This is a genomic window from Phaeobacter sp. JH20_34 (genome assembly GCF_048056095.1).
In the GTDB taxonomy this organism is placed as follows: domain Bacteria; phylum Pseudomonadota; class Alphaproteobacteria; order Rhodobacterales; family Rhodobacteraceae; genus Phaeobacter; species Phaeobacter bryozoorum.
This window is the reverse complement of record NZ_JAYMWT010000019.1, coordinates 195,839-214,416: the sequence shown is the minus strand read 5'-3', so window position 1 is coordinate 214,416 and position 18,578 is coordinate 195,839. Positions and strand designations below refer to the sequence as shown.

19 protein-coding genes are annotated in these 18,578 nt (G+C 63.0%); 11 read left to right on the top strand and 8 right to left on the bottom strand.

Features of this window, described 5'->3' with window-relative positions:
* Positions 1–89: 89 nt before the first annotated feature.
* Genes plsY through VWZ81_RS14210 form a run of 5 tightly spaced genes read right to left on the bottom strand, consistent with a single transcriptional unit; the run spans position 90 to position 3,970 of the window.
* Positions 90–695, bottom strand: a complete 606-nt coding sequence (gene plsY, locus VWZ81_RS14230) for a glycerol-3-phosphate 1-O-acyltransferase PlsY (RefSeq protein ID WP_416543391.1) — start codon at positions 693–695, stop codon at positions 90–92.
* Entirely contained in the window at positions 695–2,005 is a 1,311-nt protein-coding gene (gene pyrC / locus VWZ81_RS14225) for a dihydroorotase (protein ID WP_416536408.1), read from the bottom strand. The genes plsY and pyrC overlap by 1 nt, the downstream gene beginning before the upstream one ends.
* Positions 2,002–2,409, bottom strand: coding sequence for a hypothetical protein (locus VWZ81_RS14220; RefSeq protein ID WP_416536409.1), 408 nt, complete (start codon positions 2,407–2,409; stop codon positions 2,002–2,004). Before VWZ81_RS14220 ends, pyrC begins: the two co-directional genes overlap by 4 nt.
* A 4-nt stretch (positions 2,410–2,413) precedes the next feature.
* Positions 2,414–2,971 carry a hypothetical protein gene (locus VWZ81_RS14215; RefSeq protein WP_416543390.1) on the bottom strand — a complete coding sequence of 186 codons (558 nt, stop codon included), beginning with the start codon at positions 2,969–2,971 and terminating at the stop codon, positions 2,414–2,416.
* Between the two features lie 3 nt (positions 2,972–2,974).
* On the bottom strand, positions 2,975–3,970 hold the full coding sequence (locus tag VWZ81_RS14210; protein WP_340544224.1) for an aspartate carbamoyltransferase catalytic subunit: 996 nt from the start codon (positions 3,968–3,970) through the stop codon (positions 2,975–2,977).
* 141 nt (positions 3,971–4,111) lie between these two features.
* Here VWZ81_RS14210 and VWZ81_RS14205 point away from each other — a divergent pair, with 141 nt between their 5' ends.
* From VWZ81_RS14205 to VWZ81_RS14190, 4 genes are all read left to right on the top strand, one after another.
* Entirely contained in the window at positions 4,112–4,873 is a 762-nt protein-coding gene (locus VWZ81_RS14205) for a uracil-DNA glycosylase (protein ID WP_416543389.1), read from the top strand.
* Positions 4,874–4,949: 76 nt separating this feature from the next.
* Positions 4,950–5,492 carry a molybdenum cofactor biosynthesis protein B gene (moaB, locus tag VWZ81_RS14200; RefSeq protein ID WP_416537166.1) on the top strand — a complete coding sequence of 181 codons (543 nt, stop codon included), beginning with the start codon at positions 4,950–4,952 and terminating at the stop codon, positions 5,490–5,492.
* A gap of 133 nt (positions 5,493–5,625) precedes the next feature.
* Positions 5,626–7,101 carry an efflux RND transporter periplasmic adaptor subunit gene (locus tag VWZ81_RS14195; protein WP_416543388.1) on the top strand — a complete coding sequence of 492 codons (1,476 nt, stop codon included), beginning with the start codon at positions 5,626–5,628 and terminating at the stop codon, positions 7,099–7,101.
* Between the two features lie 5 nt (positions 7,102–7,106).
* Positions 7,107–10,499, top strand: a complete 3,393-nt coding sequence (locus VWZ81_RS14190) for an efflux RND transporter permease subunit (protein WP_416543387.1) — start codon at positions 7,107–7,109, stop codon at positions 10,497–10,499.
* 64 nt (positions 10,500–10,563) lie between these two features.
* Here VWZ81_RS14190 and VWZ81_RS14185 read toward each other — a convergent pair whose 3' ends face one another.
* Positions 10,564–11,052 carry an NUDIX hydrolase gene (locus VWZ81_RS14185; protein WP_416543386.1) on the bottom strand — a complete coding sequence of 163 codons (489 nt, stop codon included), beginning with the start codon at positions 11,050–11,052 and terminating at the stop codon, positions 10,564–10,566.
* 31 nt (positions 11,053–11,083) lie between these two features.
* Positions 11,084–11,959, bottom strand: coding sequence for a protein-disulfide reductase DsbD domain-containing protein (locus VWZ81_RS14180; protein ID WP_416537322.1), 876 nt, complete (start codon positions 11,957–11,959; stop codon positions 11,084–11,086).
* Between the two features lie 179 nt (positions 11,960–12,138).
* On the opposite strand from VWZ81_RS14180, the gene VWZ81_RS14175 reads away from it, so the two are divergent.
* The gene (locus VWZ81_RS14175) at positions 12,139–12,696 is read left to right on the top strand and encodes a YqgE/AlgH family protein (RefSeq protein ID WP_340544233.1); all 558 of its coding nucleotides are present in this window, start codon (positions 12,139–12,141) and stop codon (positions 12,694–12,696) included.
* A gap of 30 nt (positions 12,697–12,726) precedes the next feature.
* Here VWZ81_RS14175 and VWZ81_RS14170 read toward each other — a convergent pair whose 3' ends face one another.
* Positions 12,727–13,674 carry an L-threonylcarbamoyladenylate synthase gene (locus VWZ81_RS14170; RefSeq protein WP_416543385.1) on the bottom strand — a complete coding sequence of 316 codons (948 nt, stop codon included), beginning with the start codon at positions 13,672–13,674 and terminating at the stop codon, positions 12,727–12,729.
* Between the two features lie 130 nt (positions 13,675–13,804).
* On the opposite strand from VWZ81_RS14170, the gene VWZ81_RS14165 reads away from it, so the two are divergent.
* The 6 genes from VWZ81_RS14165 (at position 13,805) to VWZ81_RS14140 (ending at position 18,517) form a co-directional block, all read left to right on the top strand.
* Positions 13,805–15,511 (top strand): acyl-CoA dehydrogenase, encoded by a 1,707-nt coding sequence (locus VWZ81_RS14165; RefSeq protein ID WP_416543384.1) that lies wholly within the window; start codon positions 13,805–13,807, stop codon positions 15,509–15,511.
* Positions 15,508–16,545 carry an MBL fold metallo-hydrolase gene (locus VWZ81_RS14160; RefSeq protein ID WP_416543383.1) on the top strand — a complete coding sequence of 346 codons (1,038 nt, stop codon included), beginning with the start codon at positions 15,508–15,510 and terminating at the stop codon, positions 16,543–16,545. Before VWZ81_RS14165 ends, VWZ81_RS14160 begins: the two co-directional genes overlap by 4 nt.
* Positions 16,546–16,569: 24 nt before the next feature.
* Positions 16,570–17,034 (top strand): DUF6173 family protein, encoded by a 465-nt coding sequence (locus VWZ81_RS14155; protein WP_340544237.1) that lies wholly within the window; start codon positions 16,570–16,572, stop codon positions 17,032–17,034.
* A 103-nt stretch (positions 17,035–17,137) separates the two neighbouring features.
* Positions 17,138–17,605 (top strand): hypothetical protein, encoded by a 468-nt coding sequence (locus VWZ81_RS14150; protein WP_416543382.1) that lies wholly within the window; start codon positions 17,138–17,140, stop codon positions 17,603–17,605.
* 100 nt (positions 17,606–17,705) lie between these two features.
* Entirely contained in the window at positions 17,706–17,840 is a 135-nt protein-coding gene (locus VWZ81_RS14145) for an aa3-type cytochrome c oxidase subunit IV (RefSeq protein ID WP_340544239.1), read from the top strand.
* Between the two features lie 8 nt (positions 17,841–17,848).
* Positions 17,849–18,517: a hypothetical protein gene (locus VWZ81_RS14140; protein WP_416536420.1), complete on the top strand. Its 669-nt coding sequence runs from the start codon at positions 17,849–17,851 to the stop codon at positions 18,515–18,517.
* The last annotated feature ends 61 nt before the right edge of the window (positions 18,518–18,578 follow it).

Sequence of the window (18,578 nt, the reverse complement as noted above, 5' to 3'; positions counted from 1 at the left end):
CGCTGGCACATTCGCGTGATGAAAAAAGCCCTCATCCGATGTGGATGAGGGCTTTTCTTTGAAAACAAGTGCTTATATGGCGATGGCCGCTATTTCTGGCCGATCCTCGGTTCGGTGCCCATGCGCAGCCGGGCGATGTTTTCCTTGTGCCGCCAGAGGATGATCAGCGCCAGAAGCGCGGCCAGTGCCGTGATCAGAGGTACACCCAGCAGCAGGCACCACAGCGGTGCGGCCACGGCTGAGAGCAGAGCGCCCATCGAGGAAATCTTGCTCAGATAGGCTGCCGCCAGCCAGGTGAGACAGCAGGCGATGCCCACCGGCCAGGCCAGGGCCAGCATCAGGCCGAGGAAGGTCGCGACGCCTTTGCCGCCTTTGAACTTCAGCCAGATCGGGAAGCAGTGACCCAGAAACGCGGTGAGACCGGCCAGTTGTGCTGCATCCTCACCGGCCAGAACACGGGCCAGCAGGACCGCCGCCGCGCCCTTGCCGCCGTCCAGCAGCAGCGTCAGCGCTGCGGCCTTTTTCGATCCGGTGCGCAGCACATTGGTGGTGCCGATATTGCCGGATCCAATGGCGCGAAGATTGCCTAGGCCCATGATCCGGGTCAGCAGCAGGCCAAAGGGGATGGACCCCAGACCATAACCGATCACGGCCCAAAGCAGCAGAAATGGGGCGGCAGTCTCAATTGGCGGCATCAGTCTCTCCGATAGACCGGTTCGCCGGCCACATAAGTTGCCAGCACCCTACCTTGCATGCGCTGCCCGTCAAAGGGGGTGTTCTGCGATTTCGAGTGCAGCGAAAAACGGTCCATTACAAAGGGCTGGTCGGCGTCAAACAGCACCAGATCAGCCGGTGCGCCTTCGGCCAGGCGACCGCAGTCGAGCCCCAGTCGTTTGGCCGGGTTCAGCGCCATCGCCCGAAACAGCGTTGGCAGGTCCAGCTGTTCGGCATGATAAAGCCGCAAGGCCGCGGGCAGCAGTGTTTCCAGTGCGACAGCCCCGGCGGCGGCTTCCTCAAACGGCAGGCGCTTGCTTTCTTCATCCTGCGGTGTGTGCATCGAGGAGATCGTGTCGATCAGCCCCTCGCGCAGCGCGTCGATCAATGCCAGCCTGTCCTCCTCGGATCGCAGCGGCGGTTTGACCTTGAAGAAGGTGCGGTAGTCGGCAACGTCCAGCTCGTTCAGGGTCAGGTGGTGGATCGAGGTTCCGGCAGTGATATCCAGCCCGTTGGCTTTGGCCCGCTGAAGGGCGGGCAGGGCGCGCGCGGTGGTGATCTGATCTGCGTGATACCGCGCTCCGGTCATTTCCAGCAGGGCGATATCGCGATCCAGTCCCATCCGCTCGGCCATCGGGGTGACGGCGGGCAGCCCACGCAGGGTGGCGAATTTACCCGAGGTTGCGGCGGCCCCTTTGCTCAATCCCGGCTCCTGGGGGTGGGCGATGACCAGCGCGCCGCAGCTGCGCGCATAAGACAGGGCGCGGGAGAACACCTTGGTGTCGGCGACGACATGATCGCAATCGGAAAAGGCAACCGCACCTGCATCCATGAGAAAGCCGATCTCGGTCATTTCGCGGCCCTCGCGCCCCTTGGTCAGGGCGGCCATTGGCAGCACGTTCACCGGTGCATCGGCCTGCGCGCGACGGGTCACGAATTCCAGTGTCTCGGGGCTGTCGATGGCGGGCGTCGTATCCGGCCGAGTTACCATGGTGGTAACCCCCCCTGCCGCTGCTGCAAGGCCTGCGGATTTATAGCTTTCCTTGTGACGTTCCCCGGGTTCGCAGACCTTGACCCCGATGTCGACGATACCGGGCGCAAGACATTTTCCGTAGCAGTCAATAAGGGTCACATCCTCTGCCCCAATGTTTCGCGTGCGAAACAATTGGTCAGGGTCGGTGCCATTCTTTTCAACCGCTGCAATGCGCCCCGAGTGTACCAGAACCGCACCTAGGCTGTCGGTGCCGGCTTCGGGGTCGATCAGTCGGGCGTTGGTGAACAAGAGGGTCATGCGCGTGGACTTTCCGGGTGGTCAGAGAGGGCGGTTTCGATGGCGGTGCGGGTCGCAGCCGGGTCAGGCTGGTATTTGATCAGGTATTTGTGGCCGTCGCGGGTGACGATCTGCACAGTGCTGCCGAGCTGGTTCACCTGGGCAATATTGGCCAGCGGAATCTGTTGGTGATCCGGGCCGATCACCGATGTGTCGCCAAGGGCCCAGACCCGGGTCAGCTCATCCGACATCAGATAGCCACCACGCAGGCCGATCGCGGCGAGCCCGCCAATGGCGCCAGTCCAGACATATGGGTTCCCCATCACCCAGAGAATGCCCATCGCGCCAACCATGGCGATGACCGCGAGCCAGGCGTGGCTGCGCCAGTAGGCCATGCGGTCCGGGGAAAAGCGGGTCTCGGCCATGATGTCAGCTCGCCAGCAACAGCACGACGAGGAGGATCAGTGCCATCACGATGGCAAAGATGGTCGCGCCGATGCGTCGGGCGCGTGAGCGTGCCGCGCGCGGGGAGGGGCGTGGAGCCGAATAGGGTTTGGCGCTGTCAGGGGTTTCGTCGGGATTGCTCGGCAGGCTGGCCCAATCCGCACCAAGTTCGCTGTAATCGCCGATATGGCGGATCTGATGCGCCGGGATCAGGCGGGTTTCCTCGCCCCGAAATGCGCGCGACCGCAGCAGCAGCACATAGCCGTCGATTGCCATCAGCCTCTGGGCATCGGTTTGCAGCTGCTCGGCGGGAATGCCGCAGCCGTCGCGCAGGTAACCGATCAGCCCCAGATCCTCCAGATCGCTTACCGGAAAGATTTCGACGTGATCGAGGTCGACATACTCAATCCCCAGAACCTGTGCCAATGCGCCGGGCTCTCGCAGGAAACGGGCCTGTTCCGACCGCATGTCGAGATCAAAGACATGGATCATCCGCTGCTCGCCTGCGGGGATGGTCAGGGGCTGCGTTACCGGCTCGGTCATTGATCAGACCACACCCGGTTGCGCCATGGCAGTCTGACGGCTGGCGCGCAGATTGCGGGCCAGAAGATCCATCACCGCCATGCGAACGGCGACACCCATTTCGACCTGCTCCTGAATGACCGAACGATTGATATCGTCCGCCAGCGTACCGTCGATTTCAACGCCCCGGTTCATCGGGCCGGGGTGCATAACGATGGCGTCGGGTTTGGCCAGCGCCAGCTTCTCGGCATCCAGCCCGTAGCGGTGGTAATACTCGCGTTCTGAGGGAATAAATCCACCGTCCATCCGCTCCCTTTGCAGGCGCAGCATCATGACCACATCCACGTCTTTCAGCCCTTCGCGCATGTCGTCGTAGATTTCGGCACCGAACTCTGCGAAATGGTCGGGCACAAGGGTCGGCGGGCCGATCAGCCGGATGCGGTTTTCCATCTTGCCCAGAAGGATCAGATTGGAGCGGGCTACCCGGGAATGCGCGACATCGCCACAGATCGCAATGTTCAGACGGTGCAGGCGCCCTTTTGCACGGCGGATGGTCAGCGCATCCAGCAGCGCCTGTGTAGGGTGCTCATGCCGCCCGTCGCCCGCGTTGAGCACGGCGCAGTTCACCTTTTGCGCCAGAAGATCCACGGCACCTGAGTGCGGGTGGCGCACAACCAGCAGATCGGGGTGCATCGCGTTCAGTGTCATCGCGGTGTCGATCAGGGTCTCGCCCTTTTTGATCGAGCTGGCCTGCATGGCCATGTTCATGACATCTGCCCCCAGCCGTTTGCCTGCGATTTCAAAACTGGCCTGAGTGCGGGTGGAGTTCTCAAAGAACATGTTGACCTGGGTCAGCCCGGACAGCGCATCGGCGTGTTTGTCAGGGCGTCGGTTCAGCTCGGCATAGCTGTCGGCCAGATCCAGGATGGCGGTTATTTCATGCGGCTTCAGCGGCTCAATACCCAGAAGATGCCGTTGGTTGAAGGACATCGGATCAATCGACGTGGGGGCATTGGGCATGGGCTGGCTCCGTGCTGTTTGGCGCTCTTATAGCAGGGCTGTGGCGTCCGGCAAGACAGCCGGCGCGTGTTCTGGGCCGGGGTGAAGGCTGCGGTGAAGTCAGGTGTTTTGCTTGGCTCCCGAGCAGAGTAGGTTGGGGCCATGGAATCGTCATTGGATTATCACAGCGCGCGGGCGCTCTTGGCGTGGCAGATTGAACTGGGGGCGACCGATGCAATCGGCGATGCGCCGGTCAATCGCTATGAGCTGCAGGCGCGGCTGCCCAAGGCGGCTGCGACGGCTGCGGATGCCGCGCCGATCAAACCTCTCGAAATCGACCCGGTTGCGGTGGCGCGACAGATGGCAGGGGCGGCTGGTTCGCTGGCGGCGCTGCGCGATGCGCTGGATCAGTTTGAACATTGCGAGCTGAAAAAGGGCGCGCGTAACCTGGTGTTTGCCGATGGCCACCCGGGTGCCCGCGTGATGGTGGTTGGCGAAGCCCCCGGTCGGGATGAGGATATGGCCGGAAAGCCTTTTGTGGGCCGCGCCGGGCAGCTGCTGGACCGGATGCTGGCAGCCATTGGCCTGTCGCGTGAGGACAGCGTTTATATTGCCAATGTGTTACCGTGGCGACCGCCGCAGAACCGGGATCCGCTGCCTGCGGAAATCGCCATGATGACTCCGTTTTTGGAGCGCCACATTGCCCTTGTGCAGCCGGATATCCTGATTGCCATGGGCAATATCAGCTGTGATGCCCTGCTCGGAAAACGCGGTATCACCCGGATGCGTGGCACTTGGCATGAGGCGCAGGGCAAACCGGTGATGCCGATGTTTCACCCGGCCTATCTGCTGCGTCAGCCGGTGCAGAAACGCGCCGCCTGGGCGGACCTGCTTGAGGTGAAGACGCGGCTGACCGCCGGGTGATACGCAACCACTAACGGGGCGGGCCGGAAACGGGCGCGACCCAAGGCAGCTGATATTTCAGATGGGGGCCGGAAACATGGCACAACTCGACGACAGCAAGGATTTTATTCCCGTCCGCATTGCAGTGCTGACGGTCTCGGACAGCCGGTCGCTGGCGGAGGATCGTTCCGGTCAGGTTCTTGTGGATCGGCTGGAGGCGGCGGGGCATGTGCTGGCCGATCGCAAGATCCTGCCGGACGAGCGGGCCGAGATCGCAGGCCAGCTGCGTGACTGGATCGCCGACCCAGAGGTCGATGTGGTGATATCGACCGGCGGCACCGGGCTGACCGGCCGCGATGTCACGGTCGAGGCACACCGGGATGTCTATGAAAAGGAAATCGATGCCTTTGGCACGGTTTTCACCATCATTTCCATGCAGAAGATCGGCACATCAGCGGTGCAATCAAGGGCCACTGGCGGCGTCGCTGGCGGCACCTATCTCTTTGCGCTGCCCGGAAGCCCGGGCGCCTGCAAGGATGCCTGGGATGAAATTCTGGTGAAGCAGCTGGATTACCGGCATCGTCCCTGCAATTTTGTGGAAATCATGCCGCGGCTTGACGAACATTTGCGTCGCAAGTGAGACGGAATTGATCCGTGACTGCGTGTAACCTCGTATAGTTTGTACAAACTGGTATTCTTGCGGCTTAAGGTGTTCATTTTGAACGCTGCGGTGGTGGTGTGGCCGGTTCGTTTAGCCGATTGAAGGATAAAGAATGCGCTTTTTGCGGCAAACGGTGATTGGGGTCTTTCTTGCGGCGCTGACAGCGGCGCTGCTGCTTCTGGCGGTGCAGATGGTGGTGTCTGCCATTCAGACCCGTATGGCGGACGAACGTGGCGCGCCGCCGGATCGTGAACGGGTGTTTGCGGTGAATGTCGAGCGGGCTGAGCTGGGCACGGTGCAGCCGCGGCTGACCGCCTTTGGCCGGATCGAGAGCCGCCGCAGGCTGGAGCTGCGTACGGCGGCTGCCGGTCGGGTGGTCGAGCTGGCGCCGGGTTTCGAGGATGGTGGTGACGTGAAGGCCGGGGCGCTTCTGGTGCAGATCGACCCGGCAGATGCGCAGGCCGCCCTGCGACGCGCAGAGGCGGACATGCTGGACGCAGAGGCCGAGACCCGAGAGGCCCGGCGCGGGCTGGCGCTGGCGCAGGATGAACTGGCCGCTGCCGAGGATCAGGCAGAGCTGCGCACGCGCGCGCTGGAGCGGCAGCGCAACTTGGAAACGCGGGGCGTCGGATCGGCGGCAACGGTTGAGGTGGTGGAACTGGCGGCGGCACAGGCCCGGCAGGCGGTGATTTCTCGCAGGCAGGCGGTGTCGCTGGCCGAGGCCCGCATTGATCAGAGCGTCACGCGACTGGCGCGGGCCGAGATCGCACTTGAGGATGCCCGCCGCAATCTGGCCGACACCACGATCACCGCTGCGTTTGACGGGACGCTGCAATCGGTGAACCTGGTGGAAGGGCGGTTGGTTTCGGCCAATGAAAAGCTGGCCGATCTGGTGGATCCGGCGCAGCTGGATGTGGCGTTCCGGGTGTCGACGGTTCAATACGCCCGTCTGCTGGATGCCGATGGGCAGCTGGTTGCGGCCCCGGTTGAGGTCACGCTGGATGCCACCGGCGCCGCATTGAAGGCAACGGGTGTTGCGGTGCGGGTCAGCGGTGATGCAGGCGAAGGGCTGGCAGGGCGGTTGATCTACGCGCGGCTTGATCCGGCACTTGGCTTCAAGCCCGGCGATTTTGTCACCGTTCACGTGCAGGAACCGGAGCTGGCAGAGGTGGCGCGGCTGCCGGCCTCGGCGCTGGGGGCGGATGGAACGGTTCTGGTGCTGGGGGAGGATGACCGCCTAGAGGCGCTTCCTGTAACGCTGGTGCGTCGCCAGGGTGATGACGTGCTGCTGCGCGGCGCAGGTCTGGAAGGCCGCGACGTCGTCACCGGGCGCACGCCGCTGCTGGGGGCGGGGATCAAGGTGCGCCCGCTCCGTCAGGGGGCGGAGGCCAGCAGCGCAGGGGATAGCGCCGCCGCGGAGGCGGATCTGGTTGAGCTGACCGAGGATCGTCGAGCCAAGCTCGTCGCCATGGTCGAAGGCAACAGCAGGATGCCGCAGGCGGTGAAGGCGCGGATGCTGGAACAGCTGGCTGCGGCCAAGGTGCCCGCTGGGCTGATCAACCGGATCGAAACGCGGATGGGAGGGTAGCGGCGATGCTGCGCAATCTCCCCCGATCGGCTGGCGGTGTTCTGAGTTATTTCACTCGCCACCGGACCTTGTCGAACCTGCTGCTGGTCCTGCTCCTGGTGCTGGGTGCGGCGGCGATCCCCAATATGCGGGCGCAGTTCTTTCCCGATGTGATCGTGGACCAGGTGTCGGTCGGAATCGAATGGGAGGGGGCTGGCCCGGAAGATATCGACAGTGCGATCGTGCAGGCGCTGGAGCCGGCGCTGCTGGCGGTTGATGGGGTCGAAAGTTCAAGCGCGACGTCGCGCGAAGGTTGGGCCAGCATCTCCTTGGAATTCGAACCCGGCTGGGACATGGCGCGGGCTGCCGATGACGTGCAAACCGCCGTCGACGGCGTCACCACCCTGCCGGAGGAGGCGGAGGAGCCCAGCGTGCTTCGCGGGGCCTGGCGTGACAGGGTCACGGATGTGGTGATCACAGGCCCGATCGCGCCGCGCCAGCTGGGGCTGTTTGCGGATGAGCTGATCGCGCGCCTGTTCGAGGTCGGGGTGACGCGAACCACGATCCGTGGCATCGCCGCACCGCAGACCATGGTCGAAGTGCCCTCGGCCAGTCTGATTGCCCATGATATCGCGATGACGGATATCGCCGCCGCAATCGCCGCAGAGGTTGATGCCAATCCCGCGGGCGATGTGAGTGGCGCAAATGCCCGGATCCGCACCGGCAGCGAAAAGCGCAGCCCGGAGGAATTGGCAGGCATCGTGCTGCGTACCAACCCCGATGGGTCCGCACTGACCGTGGGAGATGTCGCCACAATCCGTGTGGAGGGTGTGGATCGCAATCGTTCTTATTTCGTCGGCGACGATCCGGCGATGTCGATCCGGGTGGACCGGTCGGATCAGGGCGATGCGATTAAGATTCAGCATCAGGTCGAAGGGGTGGTTGAGGCTTTGCAGGCCAGCCTGCCGGATGGTGTCAGCGCCAGTCTGATCCGAACCCGGGCCGAGGCGATCACCGGTCGTCTGGATATCCTGCTGGACAACGGGCTGATGGGTCTGGGTCTGGTGTTGGCATTGCTGTTCCTGTTTCTGAACGCACGCATTGCCTTCTGGGTCGCGGCAGGGATCCCGGCGGCGATGTTTGCCGCAGTGGCCTTCATGTATATGGCTGGTCTGACGATCAATATGATCAGCCTGTTTGGCCTGATCATCACGCTGGGCATTGTGGTGGATGATGCGATCGTGGTGGGTGAACATGCCGATTTTCGTGCGCGGCGTCTGGGCGAGCATCCGGTTGCGGCGGCAGAGAACGCCGCGCGCCGCATGGCCATGCCGGTTTTCGCGGCCACATTGACCACGGTGATCGCATTTTTCGGATTGGTGTCGATTGGCGGGCGGTTCGGCGAGCTGATCCGCGATATCCCCCTGACGGTGATTGCCGTGCTTGCGGGGTCACTGATCGAGTGTTTCCTGATCCTGCCCAATCACCTGGCCCATGCCCTGGCCCATAGCGCCAAGGAACATTGGTATGATCTGCCGAGCCGGGTGGTCAATCGCGGGTTTCGCAGGCTGCGCGATGGTCTGTTCCGACCGCTGATGGCGCTGGTCGTACGCGGACGCTACGTAGTGCTCGCGGGTGCTTTGGTGATCCTGGCCAGTCAACTGGCGCTGTTCATCGGCGGCGATGTCAAATGGCGGTTCTTCAATGCGCCGGAGCGTGGCTCGGTCACCGGTAATTTCGCGATGGCCGAAGGTGCGACGCGGGCCGATACGCTGGCGATGATGCGCGAGATGCAGCGTGCGGTGGATGAGCTGGGTGCGGAGTATGAGGACCGCTATGGCCGCAACCCCATCGAATTTGTCATGGCTGAGATCGGCGGCAACGCCGGGCGCGGTCTGGCCGGTGTCGATGCCAAGGATAGTGATCTTTTGGGCGGGATTTCGATTGAGCTGATTGATGCGGATCTGCGGCCCTATTCCAGCTTTGCCTTTGTTGCAGAGATCCAGGAGAGGGTGCGCCGTCATCCGATGACGGAGACGCTGTCTTTCCGTGGTTGGCGGTCCGGCCCGGGTGGGGATGCGCTGAATGTGCAGTTCAGCGGTGCGGCGGTCGAAGTTCTGAAAGGCGCATCGGAGGATCTGAAAACGGCACTGCTGCGCTATCCTGAGGTTTCCGCTGTTGAGGACAATCTTGCCTATGACAAGGAAGAGCTGGTGCTGGAGCTGACGCCGCAGGGGCGCGCGCTGGCGTTCACGGTTGAGACGCTTGGCCGGGCGCTGCGTGCGCGGCTCAATGGGATCGAGGCGGCAACCTACCCGGAGGGCCCGCGTAGTGCCACGATCCGGGTGGAACTGCCGAAGGACGAGCTGACGGCCGATTTCCTGGAGCGTACGCTGATGCGTAGCCCGGCGGGTGTCTATCTGCCGCTTGCGGATATCGTCTCGGTCAGCCAGCGCACCGGTTTTTCGACAGTGCGGCGGGAAAACGGGGTACGCGTGATCAGTGTCACGGGCGATATCTCCGAGGACGATCCGGCCAGAGCTCAGGCCATAGCAACCGCGCTGGAAGAGGAAATCCTGCCGAGCATCGCGAGCGAACGGCAGGTCGATTGGCAGCTCGCCGGGTTGAGCGAACAGGAAAACGAGTTCCTGAATGACGCGCGAACCGGACTTATACTCTGCCTGACCGGTATCTATCTGGTGCTGTCGTGGATATTCGCCAGCTGGACGCGGCCCTTGGTGGTAATGGCGATTATTCCCTTTGGTCTGGTTGGCACGATCTGGGGCCATTACCTGTGGGACGTGCCGCTGTCGATGTTCACTGTGGTGGGGCTGTTGGGAATGACCGGCATCATTATCAACGATTCGATCGTGTTGGTGACCACGATCGATGAATATGCGCAGGAACGTGGCTTGATACCGTCGATCATTGACGGGGCCGCTGACCGGCTGCGGCCGGTGATGCTGACGACGCTGACAACGGTGCTGGGGCTGGCGCCCTTGATGTACGAGGGTTCGCAGCAGGCGCAGTTTCTGAAGCCGACCGTGATTACGCTGGTCTATGGTCTTGGTTTCGGGATGTTCCTGGTGCTGCTGGTGGTACCGGCGCTGATCGCGGTTCAGGCCGATGTGGCGCGCCCCTTTGCGGCGCTGCGGCGCGGGCTGACATCGCGGGCGGGCGAACTGCGCTGGCTGACGCTGGGGCTGGGAGCGGCGCAGCTGCTGTGGCTCGCGGTAACACTTGGCTATGCGATGGCGGTTGGGCTGCTGCATCCGCTGCTGCGGACGTTTGTGCCGGTGCTGGCGGCGATGGATCCGGTGCGGGCAGCCACGCTGCTGTTCATCGTTGGTGCTGCGCTTCTGAGCCTGTTTGGCTACCTCTGCGCCCGCGCGGTGGGAGCACGCCGCGCCAGGGTCTGAGCGCGCAACAGTTCTGAGCGTCGACCCGGGCTTTATGGATGCAGTGTGAGCGGGATTGCCAAGGCTAACCCGTCATCCGGCGGCGCTGCTGCTGGGCGAGGGCGGCGACCTCCGCCACCTGGTCAATCAGCATCCGGTCAGGAGACCGGTCGAAGCCAGTGGTCAGATCGGAGACCTGCACCCATTGTGCCTGCAGGGCGTCATCATTGGGGGCGGGCTGGCCTGAGACGTAGTCGCAGAGCACGGCGATGAGAAGATATTGCCGCTGCACCTCACCCGCGTCATCCCGCAGCATGACGTCGATATGGGTCAGCACTTCGCGGGGGCTGGCGATGACGCCGGTTTCTTCCAGCAGTTCGCGGGCGGCAGCCTGCATCGCGGTCTCGCCGAGTTCGACATGGCCGCCGGGAAAGCCCCACCAACCTGCATTTGGCGGCGATCTGCGCTGGATGAGGATCACCTGATCACCATCCTGCCGGGGATGGCAGACCACGGCCAACGCCCCCAGGACCGGGCGGCGAGGGGCTTCGTCGGAGGCGGGATTGGCGGGCATGGCTGGATCCGGTCGGGCAGATGATCCCTTGTTAGTGCCGGGTGCAGCCCTGAATGTCTACCGCCCGGTTCTGCCCAAGTACGGTGATACGCATCTGCGAGCGATCCACAGCGAAGGGACCGCCATCGGCGGAGATGATTTCGGTTTTCGCCGTCAGCTGGTGGCCCTGTCGGCTGGTCGTCGTTTCGGTTGTGACCAGCGAGGGGACGCCGGGTTCGACAACCACGACCTCCTCACCGCCTGCGCTGGGCATGGTGATCCGGGCAACCAGCTCCATCCCATAGCGGCTGGGGGACAGCGCACAGGTCGCGGCCTGCACCCCTGCCTCCTTTGCGGACCAGGGACGGTCAGCCAGTGCTGCGACAATTGCCGGGTTGCGCGGGCTGTCCGGTTTCAGCGCCTGATCGAAACGCAGTTCCGAGGGTATGCAGACATCCTTGCAGATGCCGAGCTCCATGCGGCCCTTCAGCCGCAGCGGCTGCCCCGGTTTGGCCGGGGTGATCTCGACCGGAAGCACCAGCTGATCATGATAGCCGATGGTGCGAAATCCTGAGGTGAGGAACACTTCGGGCGTGGGCCAGCGGATTGCGACGGCCCCGACATTGCGCGAGCCTTGCCAGCTGAAGCGGGGCGGAATGCCGGCATCGCCGGGCGCGCGCCAGTAGGTTTTCCAGCCTTCGGAAAGCGTCAGCCGCAACGCCCCCATATGGGTGCCGCGTCGCGTGGTGCCGCCGTCCAGCACCTCGATACGGACAATATCGGACATCTGCTCGGCGGGGGCCGTGGCAGGCAGGGCCAGAAACGACAGCGCCAGCGGTGCGCAGAGGCATTTCGCCAAGGTCTTGGCCGTCGTGGTGCGGGCCGTCAGGGGCGTCGCAAGCGCCGAGAGAAAGGAGAACATAACCATGCCCATTTACATGCGCATTCCAGCACGAAAAGCCAAGTCACGTTCCGGTCAACGGCGTTGAGCATTGGCTAAGGCGCGGGTTGGTCTTGAACCTCTGCCTGTGGGTGGCCATTGTGACAGGGCAGGCAGGTTGCCCGGTCACGGGTGGCGGCAATTTGAAAAAAGGACGACAGATTCATATGGATCTTACCGGCGAACTGCTGATTGCGATGCCCGGCATCGGTGACCCGAGGTTCGAGCATTCGCTGATCTTGCTATGCTCGCATGAGGACGATGGTGCGATGGGCTTGATCGTGAATAAACCGGCCACCGGCGTTGATTTGTCCAACCTGTTGGAACAGCTGGATATTACTCCGCGCAGTGCAGAAGAGGCCGCGCTACCGGTGCGGTTTGGCGGGCCGGTCGAGACGCAGCGCGGCTTTGTCCTGCATTCACCGGAGTACAAATCCAACGTCAGTTCGCTGCGGGTTTCCGAGGCGTTTTCGATGACCGCGACCGTTGACGTGCTCGAAGATATCGCGATGGGGCGGGGACCTGAGCAGGTGATGGTCATGCTTGGCTACGCCGGCTGGGGGCCGGGGCAGCTTGAGGCCGAGATTGCCAATAATGGCTGGCTGACCGCAACAGCAACGCCGGAGGTGGTGTTCGAGCTGGACGATTTCGCCAAATGGGAGGCGGCGCTGCGCTCCCTCGGCGTCGATCCGCTGACTCTGTCCACCAGCGCCGGTCACGCGTGACCGGCGGCTTACGATGCCCTGAGCAGGCTGCTAGCGTGGCGCGGCGGCGCGGCGCAGCCGGTCGTTGATGGCGACACCCAGCCCGATTTCCGGGATTGGGGCGACAGCGATAGGGCGGGCCTTGGCGTCAAGCTGGTGAAGATGTCCAAACAGCTGCGCCGCAGCCTCGCGCAGATCGCCGCTGGCCGAGAGGTTGAGATCACAGTCCATTTTGCCAAATCCGAGATAGAGCTCGCCCTCTGCTGGGTTTGTGACGTTCAGCCTGACGCTGGCGCGCGGGGCGTAGTGCGACAGCAGCTGCCCCGGAGCGGTCAGTGGATCGCCGACATCGCGCTGCTGCAGCGGGTGTCCCAGAACGGCCTCGATTTCCTCGGCGGCCAGCCCGCCGGGACGCAGCAGCAATGGCGTGCCGGTTGCAAGGCCGACAATGGTGGATTCCACGCCGACGCCGCAGGGACCGTCATCGACCACGGCCGCGATGCGGCCGTCCAGTCCGGCGATGACATGGGCGGCGGTTGTCGGGCTGATCCGGCCCGATGGGTTTGCGGAGGGGGCCGCCACCGGGCCATCCAGAACCGACAAAAGCGCCCGGGCCGCAGGATGGGCCGGGATACGGATGCCGAGGGTGGTCAGCCCGGCAGTGACCAGAGGCGAGATACCGTGGTCCTCACGCAGCGGCAGGACCAGCGTCAGCGGGCCCGGCCAGAAGGCCTCGGCGAGTTTGCTGGCGGTGTCGGACCAGACCACATAGCGCTGGGCGGTCTCCACCGCGTGGAAGTGGGCAATCAGCGGGTTGAAACTGGGGCGGCCCTTGGCGGCATAGAGGGCCTCAACCGCGTCGGTCTGGCGCGCATCAGCCCCGAGCCCGTAGACGGTTTCGGTTGGAAATGCGACCAGTCGGCCCTCTTTCAAAAGGTCCGCAGCTGTGCTGATCTCCTGTGGTTGCGCGGTCAGGAGGCGGGTTGTGGGACTGGACATGGCTGGTGACGCGGCGTTTTGGTTGCTTGATTAAAGGGCCCGGTTAGGTAATCGGACAAGACATTCAACATAAAGGTTTGGGGCAATGATGCCAAGGCTGCCCCAACCAGCTCTCTGAAAGAGGCCAGACATGACCTTCCGTGCCCCGGTTCCCGAGTATCAGTTTCTTCTCGAACATATCATCGGTTTTCATGAAATCGCCGCTACCGAGCGCTTTGGCGAGGCCAGCGATGATGTGGTTACGGCGATCCTGACCGAGGCGGGGAAGTTCTGCGATGAAGTTATGGCCCCCTTGAATCGTGGCGGCGATCTGCAACCGGCGCGTCTGGAAAACGGGGTGCTGCGCAGCTCTCCCGGTTATGCCGAAGGCTGGCAGGCGATTTCCGAAGGCGGCTGGATTGGGATGAGCGCGGCAGAGGAATTTGGCGGCATGGGGCTTCCGATGACCCTGACCACTGCGGTCAATGAGATGATGTCGGGCGCCTGCCTGTCGCTGCAACTGGCCCCGCTGATGAGCCAGGGTCAGATCGAGGCGTTGGAACATCACGCCAGCGATGAGCTGAAGTCGCTCTACCTGCCCAAGCTGATTTCGGGGGAATGGTCGGGCACGATGAACCTGACCGAGCCGCAGGCCGGATCGGATGTGGGGGCGCTTAGCTCCAAGGCAGAGCCTCTGGACGACGGCACCTATGCGATCAGCGGTCAGAAGATCTATATCTCCTGGGGCGACAATGATTTTGCGGGCAATATCTGCCATCTGGTTCTGGCCCGCCTGCCTGATGCGGCACCCGGAACCAAGGGGATTTCGCTGTTCCTCGTCCCCAAGTACCTGCCGGACGCCGAGGGTAACCCCGGCAAGGCCAACACGCTGAAGGTGGTGAGCCTTGAGCATAAGATGGGCCTGCACGGTTCGCCGACCTGCGTCATGCAATATGACGGCGCAATCGGCTGGATGGTCGGCAAAGCGGGGGGCGGTCTGGCGGCAATGTTCACCATGATGAACAATGCCCGGCTGGGCGTTGGTGGTCAGGGCGTCGGTGTTGCTGGTGCGGCCTATCAAAAGGCGCTGGCCTACGCGCTGGAGCGCAAGCAGGGCAAATCCGCCTCCGGCACCATCGTGGACCATGCGGATGTGCGCCGGATGCTGATGGAAATGAAGGCCGATCTCTTTGCAGCGCGCGCGATCCTGCTGGCCTGTTCGCAGGCCATCGACATGCAGACCGCAACCGGCGCACAGGAGTGGGCCGCGCGGGCAGCGTTTCTGACGCCAATCGCCAAGACCTTTGGCACGGAAACCGGGATGCGTGTTTCGGAAACCGGTGTGCAGGTGCATGGCGGTATGGGGTTCATTGAGGAAACCGGTGCAGCGCAGTTTTATCGCGATGCGCGGGTGACGGCGATCTACGAAGGCACCAACGGCATTCAGGCGATGGATCTGGTTGGGCGCAAGATGATGGACGGCGGCGACATGGCCAACCGTCTGATCGACGAGATCGAGGAGCAGGCCGAGCGCGCCCGAACCACTCATCCGAATATGGCCGAGGCCGTCTGGCAGGCCTGTGAATCCCTGCGCGAAGCGACCGAGTGGTTGACCGCACAGAGCGACATGGATGAGCGTTTCGCAGGAGCGGTTCCCTATCTGCATGCCTTTGCGCGGGTTCTGGGCGGGCATTACCACCTGGCGGCTGCGATGGCCGACATCGGTGGCCCGCGCGAAAAGCTGGCGCGGTTCTATATCAACCGGATGTTGCCGGAACACGCCGCGCTCTTGGCTCATGCGCAGGCGGGTGCGGACGGTGCGCGCGCTCTGACGCTGGATGAATTGGCTGACGGATGACCAGCCCGCGACCCGACGGTCCATGGAACACGCCGCCTGCCGAGGGTGAGGCGATCGAGGTGGCGGAAGGCGTCCTCTGGATGCGGCTGCCGCTGCCGATGAAGTTGGATCATGTGAACGCCTATGCGCTGGATGATGGCGATGGCTGGACCATCGTCGATACTGGCATGTCCTCAAACAAGACCCGCCGCATCTGGGAGCGGCTGATGGCGGGGCCGCTGGAGGGCAAGCCGATCCGGCGCGTGGTGGTCACGCATCATCACCCCGATCACATCGGCAATGCCGGCTGGTTCCAGTCTGAGCATGGGGCTGAGCTGGTGACCACGCGAACGGCCTGGCTGTTTGCTCGAATGCTGACGCTGGACGTGCAGGAAAGCTGGCCTGAGGAAACGCTGGCGTTTTACCGCAGCTCGGGCATGGATCCCGCGATCTATGACGCACGGTTGGCGGAGCGGCCGTTCAATTTCGCCGATACGGTCTATCCGATGCCGCTGGGCTTTACCCGGATCAAACAGGGCGACGTGTTTCGCATGGGCGGGCGCAACTGGGACGTCCACATGGGTAATGGTCACGCGCCAGAGCACGCAACCTTCTGGAGCCGCGATGACAATCTGGTGATCACCGGCGACCAGATCCTGTCCTCGATCAGTCCCAATATTGGCGTCTATGCGACCGAGCCGATGGCGGATCCCGTGGCTGAATGGCTGGAGGCCTGCGAGCGTCTGGCACCGCTGACACGGGGTGATCAGCTGGCTTTGGGCGGGCATAAGTTGCCATTTCGCGGTCTGCCGCATCGGATGGCCCAGTTGATCGACAACCATCACGGGGCGCTGGCGCGGCTTCTTGAGCATCTCGACGAACCGCGCAGCGCGGCCGACTGTTTTGCGCCGCTGTTCAAACGCAAGATCGGCTCCGGGGAATATGGCCTTGCTTTGGTTGAGGCGGTGGCCCATTTAAATCATCTGTACCATCTGGGTCAGGTTGACCGCAGCCGTCGTGCGGACGGGGCTTGGCTTTACCAGCGCAAGGGGTGATCGACCCCTGGAAAGGGAGAGATCATGACCGATGAGATCGCAACCAGCGCCGAGGCGGCAGAGGCGGCCGTTCTGCCCTGCGTTCACGAGGTCCACGCGGATCCCGACGCCTGCACCGGTATCGAAAAAGTGCAGATGCCGTTGCAAAAATCCGTTGCCGAGAAAAGCGCCGCACGCTGGGCCTATGAACGGTTGATCCTTTATATCAAGAACTTCGAGGAGCAGCTGGATAGCGAGCATGAGGTCGCGATGGGATTTGCCGGCGGCGATGCCGGTGTGATGCGGATCGAGGGTATGGGCTACTTCGACCCCGATATCATCACCTATTACGGCAGCGATTCCAGCGGCGCGCGCACGCAGCTGGTCCAACACGTCAGCCAGCTCAATGTGATGTTGCGGGCCCTGCCGAAGCGGAATGAGGCGGCACCTGCCAATCGGATCGGTTTTCGTTTGGTGTCCGACCTTGAGAGTGATCCGGCTGAGACCTGACGTTTGGGCAGCCTGTTGCGCTGGGGGTGTTGCCGCACTTCTGTTCGGCGCGTTCAGCAGCGTTGCGGCCGCCGAAGACGCGGTTGCGGCGGGTTATTGGGCAATGTTGGAGCGTGCAGCTCATCGCGGCCTCATGCAGGAGGTCGCGGCAGCAGATGGCAGGCCAGCCCCCTTTGCCACCGATGGCTGTAGCGGTGGGTTGTCTGCGATCTGGCGCCAGTTCAGTGGCAGGGAAGAGACAGCCGACGGTCCGCCGTTTGAGGCCTGTTGCGTGGCTCATGACCTGCTCTATCACGATGCCGACGGGATCGGATCATCTGGCCGAATCCTTGATGGTCGCGACGAAGATCTGGCCACCGCCAGCCAGCAGGCAAGACTGGCCGCGGATCAGGCTCTGCGCCGCTGTGTAGAGACGCAACTCAGCAGCCGCGAGTCCCCAACAGCGGCCATCGCCGCACCGGTCGCAACCGCCATATATGCTGCGGTGCGATTCGGTGGCGCGCCTTGCAGCGGGCTGAGCTGGCGCTGGGGCTACGGCTATGGTCACTGCCAAGCGGTGTTTGGCCAGTGAATTGCCCGGTGATTTGCCCTGGCTGCGCCCGATTGACGTGGTGACAGGGTCTGTGAAATCCAGTATTCAGCGGAAAACAGACGCGAATAGGAATGGACACATGGCTGACCATAAGCACGGTTCGATGGATATCACCGTTCAGGAAAAGACCTACAACGGCTTCATCAAGTTCACGACACGGTTCTGCATCGCAGCGCTGCTCTTTGCAGTGTTCCTCGCGATTTTTGCAACCTGATCACCCTCGTGAATGGTTCTGATCTGAGCGGGCGTTGTGGCGCCCGGCACCTTGCGAGCGGGCTAAGGCTTGCGCTTGTGTGCGCCGGTGTGGCGCTGCTGTCGGCCTGTGCCGCCCAGCAGCAGCCCAACGCGGATGACGCCACGCTGGAACGGGTTGCCTATCGGCATAATGGTCCGCCTGCGCTGACGCTTTATACGATGATCAACAATCGTACCGGGCAGGGCGCGCATACCTCGCTGATGATCAATGCCTCGGAACGGGTGATCTTTGATCCTGCCGGGTCATTCTATGCCGATGTGGTGCCGGAGCGGGATGATGTGCTCTTTGGCATCACGCCGGGGGTGGAGAAAGCCTATCGCGGATCACATGCGCGCAGCACCCATCATGTGGTGGTGCAGCGGATCGAAGTGACGCCCGAGCAGGCGCAGCGCGCCTATCAGCTGGTACGGGCAAACGGTCGGGTTCCGGGCGCGTTCTGTGCCAATGCCACAGCCTCGATCCTGAAGCAGGTACCTGGGTTTGAGACGCTGGATGTGACTTTCTACCCTGGCAATCTCTCGGAACAATTTGGCGCCCTGCCGGGGGTGACGACTGAACGCTACCGTGAAAACGACAGCGCAGACTTGCAAGAGGGGCTGGCAAAGAACAATGCGGCGTTGAACGCAGGCGGGTAATGCTGCCAAGTTCAGGCACAGCTATTGATGGGAAAAGCCGCAGCATCGTCTGCGGCTTTTG

Bases quoted from the DNA above. Each gene is read 5' to 3' on its own strand.
- VWZ81_RS14150 (WP_416543382.1), top strand. From the start codon at position 17,138: ATGTTGGAGCGTGCAGCTCATCGCGGCCTCATGCAGGAGGTCGCGGCA.
- VWZ81_RS14170 (WP_416543385.1), bottom strand. From the start codon at position 13,674: ATGTCCAGTCCCACAACCCGCCTCCTGACCGCGCAACCACAGGAGATC.
- VWZ81_RS14165 (WP_416543384.1), top strand. From the start codon at position 13,805: ATGACCTTCCGTGCCCCGGTTCCCGAGTATCAGTTTCTTCTCGAACAT.
- VWZ81_RS14195 (WP_416543388.1), top strand. From the start codon at position 5,626: ATGCGCTTTTTGCGGCAAACGGTGATTGGGGTCTTTCTTGCGGCGCTG.
- VWZ81_RS14180 (WP_416537322.1), bottom strand. From the start codon at position 11,959: ATGGTTATGTTCTCCTTTCTCTCGGCGCTTGCGACGCCCCTGACGGCC.
- VWZ81_RS14160 (WP_416543383.1), top strand. From the start codon at position 15,508: ATGACCAGCCCGCGACCCGACGGTCCATGGAACACGCCGCCTGCCGAG.
- VWZ81_RS14175 (WP_340544233.1), top strand. From the start codon at position 12,139: ATGGATCTTACCGGCGAACTGCTGATTGCGATGCCCGGCATCGGTGAC.
- plsY (WP_416543391.1), bottom strand. From the start codon at position 695: ATGCCGCCAATTGAGACTGCCGCCCCATTTCTGCTGCTTTGGGCCGTG.
- VWZ81_RS14215 (WP_416543390.1), bottom strand. From the start codon at position 2,971: ATGACCGAGCCGGTAACGCAGCCCCTGACCATCCCCGCAGGCGAGCAG.
- VWZ81_RS14145 (WP_340544239.1), top strand. From the start codon at position 17,706: ATGGCTGACCATAAGCACGGTTCGATGGATATCACCGTTCAGGAAAAG.
- VWZ81_RS14155 (WP_340544237.1), top strand. From the start codon at position 16,570: ATGACCGATGAGATCGCAACCAGCGCCGAGGCGGCAGAGGCGGCCGTT.
- VWZ81_RS14205 (WP_416543389.1), top strand. From the start codon at position 4,112: ATGGAATCGTCATTGGATTATCACAGCGCGCGGGCGCTCTTGGCGTGG.
- VWZ81_RS14190 (WP_416543387.1), top strand. From the start codon at position 7,107: ATGCTGCGCAATCTCCCCCGATCGGCTGGCGGTGTTCTGAGTTATTTC.
- moaB (WP_416537166.1), top strand. From the start codon at position 4,950: ATGGCACAACTCGACGACAGCAAGGATTTTATTCCCGTCCGCATTGCA.
- VWZ81_RS14185 (WP_416543386.1), bottom strand. From the start codon at position 11,052: ATGCCCGCCAATCCCGCCTCCGACGAAGCCCCTCGCCGCCCGGTCCTG.
- VWZ81_RS14210 (WP_340544224.1), bottom strand. From the start codon at position 3,970: ATGCCCAATGCCCCCACGTCGATTGATCCGATGTCCTTCAACCAACGG.
- pyrC (WP_416536408.1), bottom strand. From the start codon at position 2,005: ATGACCCTCTTGTTCACCAACGCCCGACTGATCGACCCCGAAGCCGGC.
- VWZ81_RS14220 (WP_416536409.1), bottom strand. From the start codon at position 2,409: ATGGCCGAGACCCGCTTTTCCCCGGACCGCATGGCCTACTGGCGCAGC.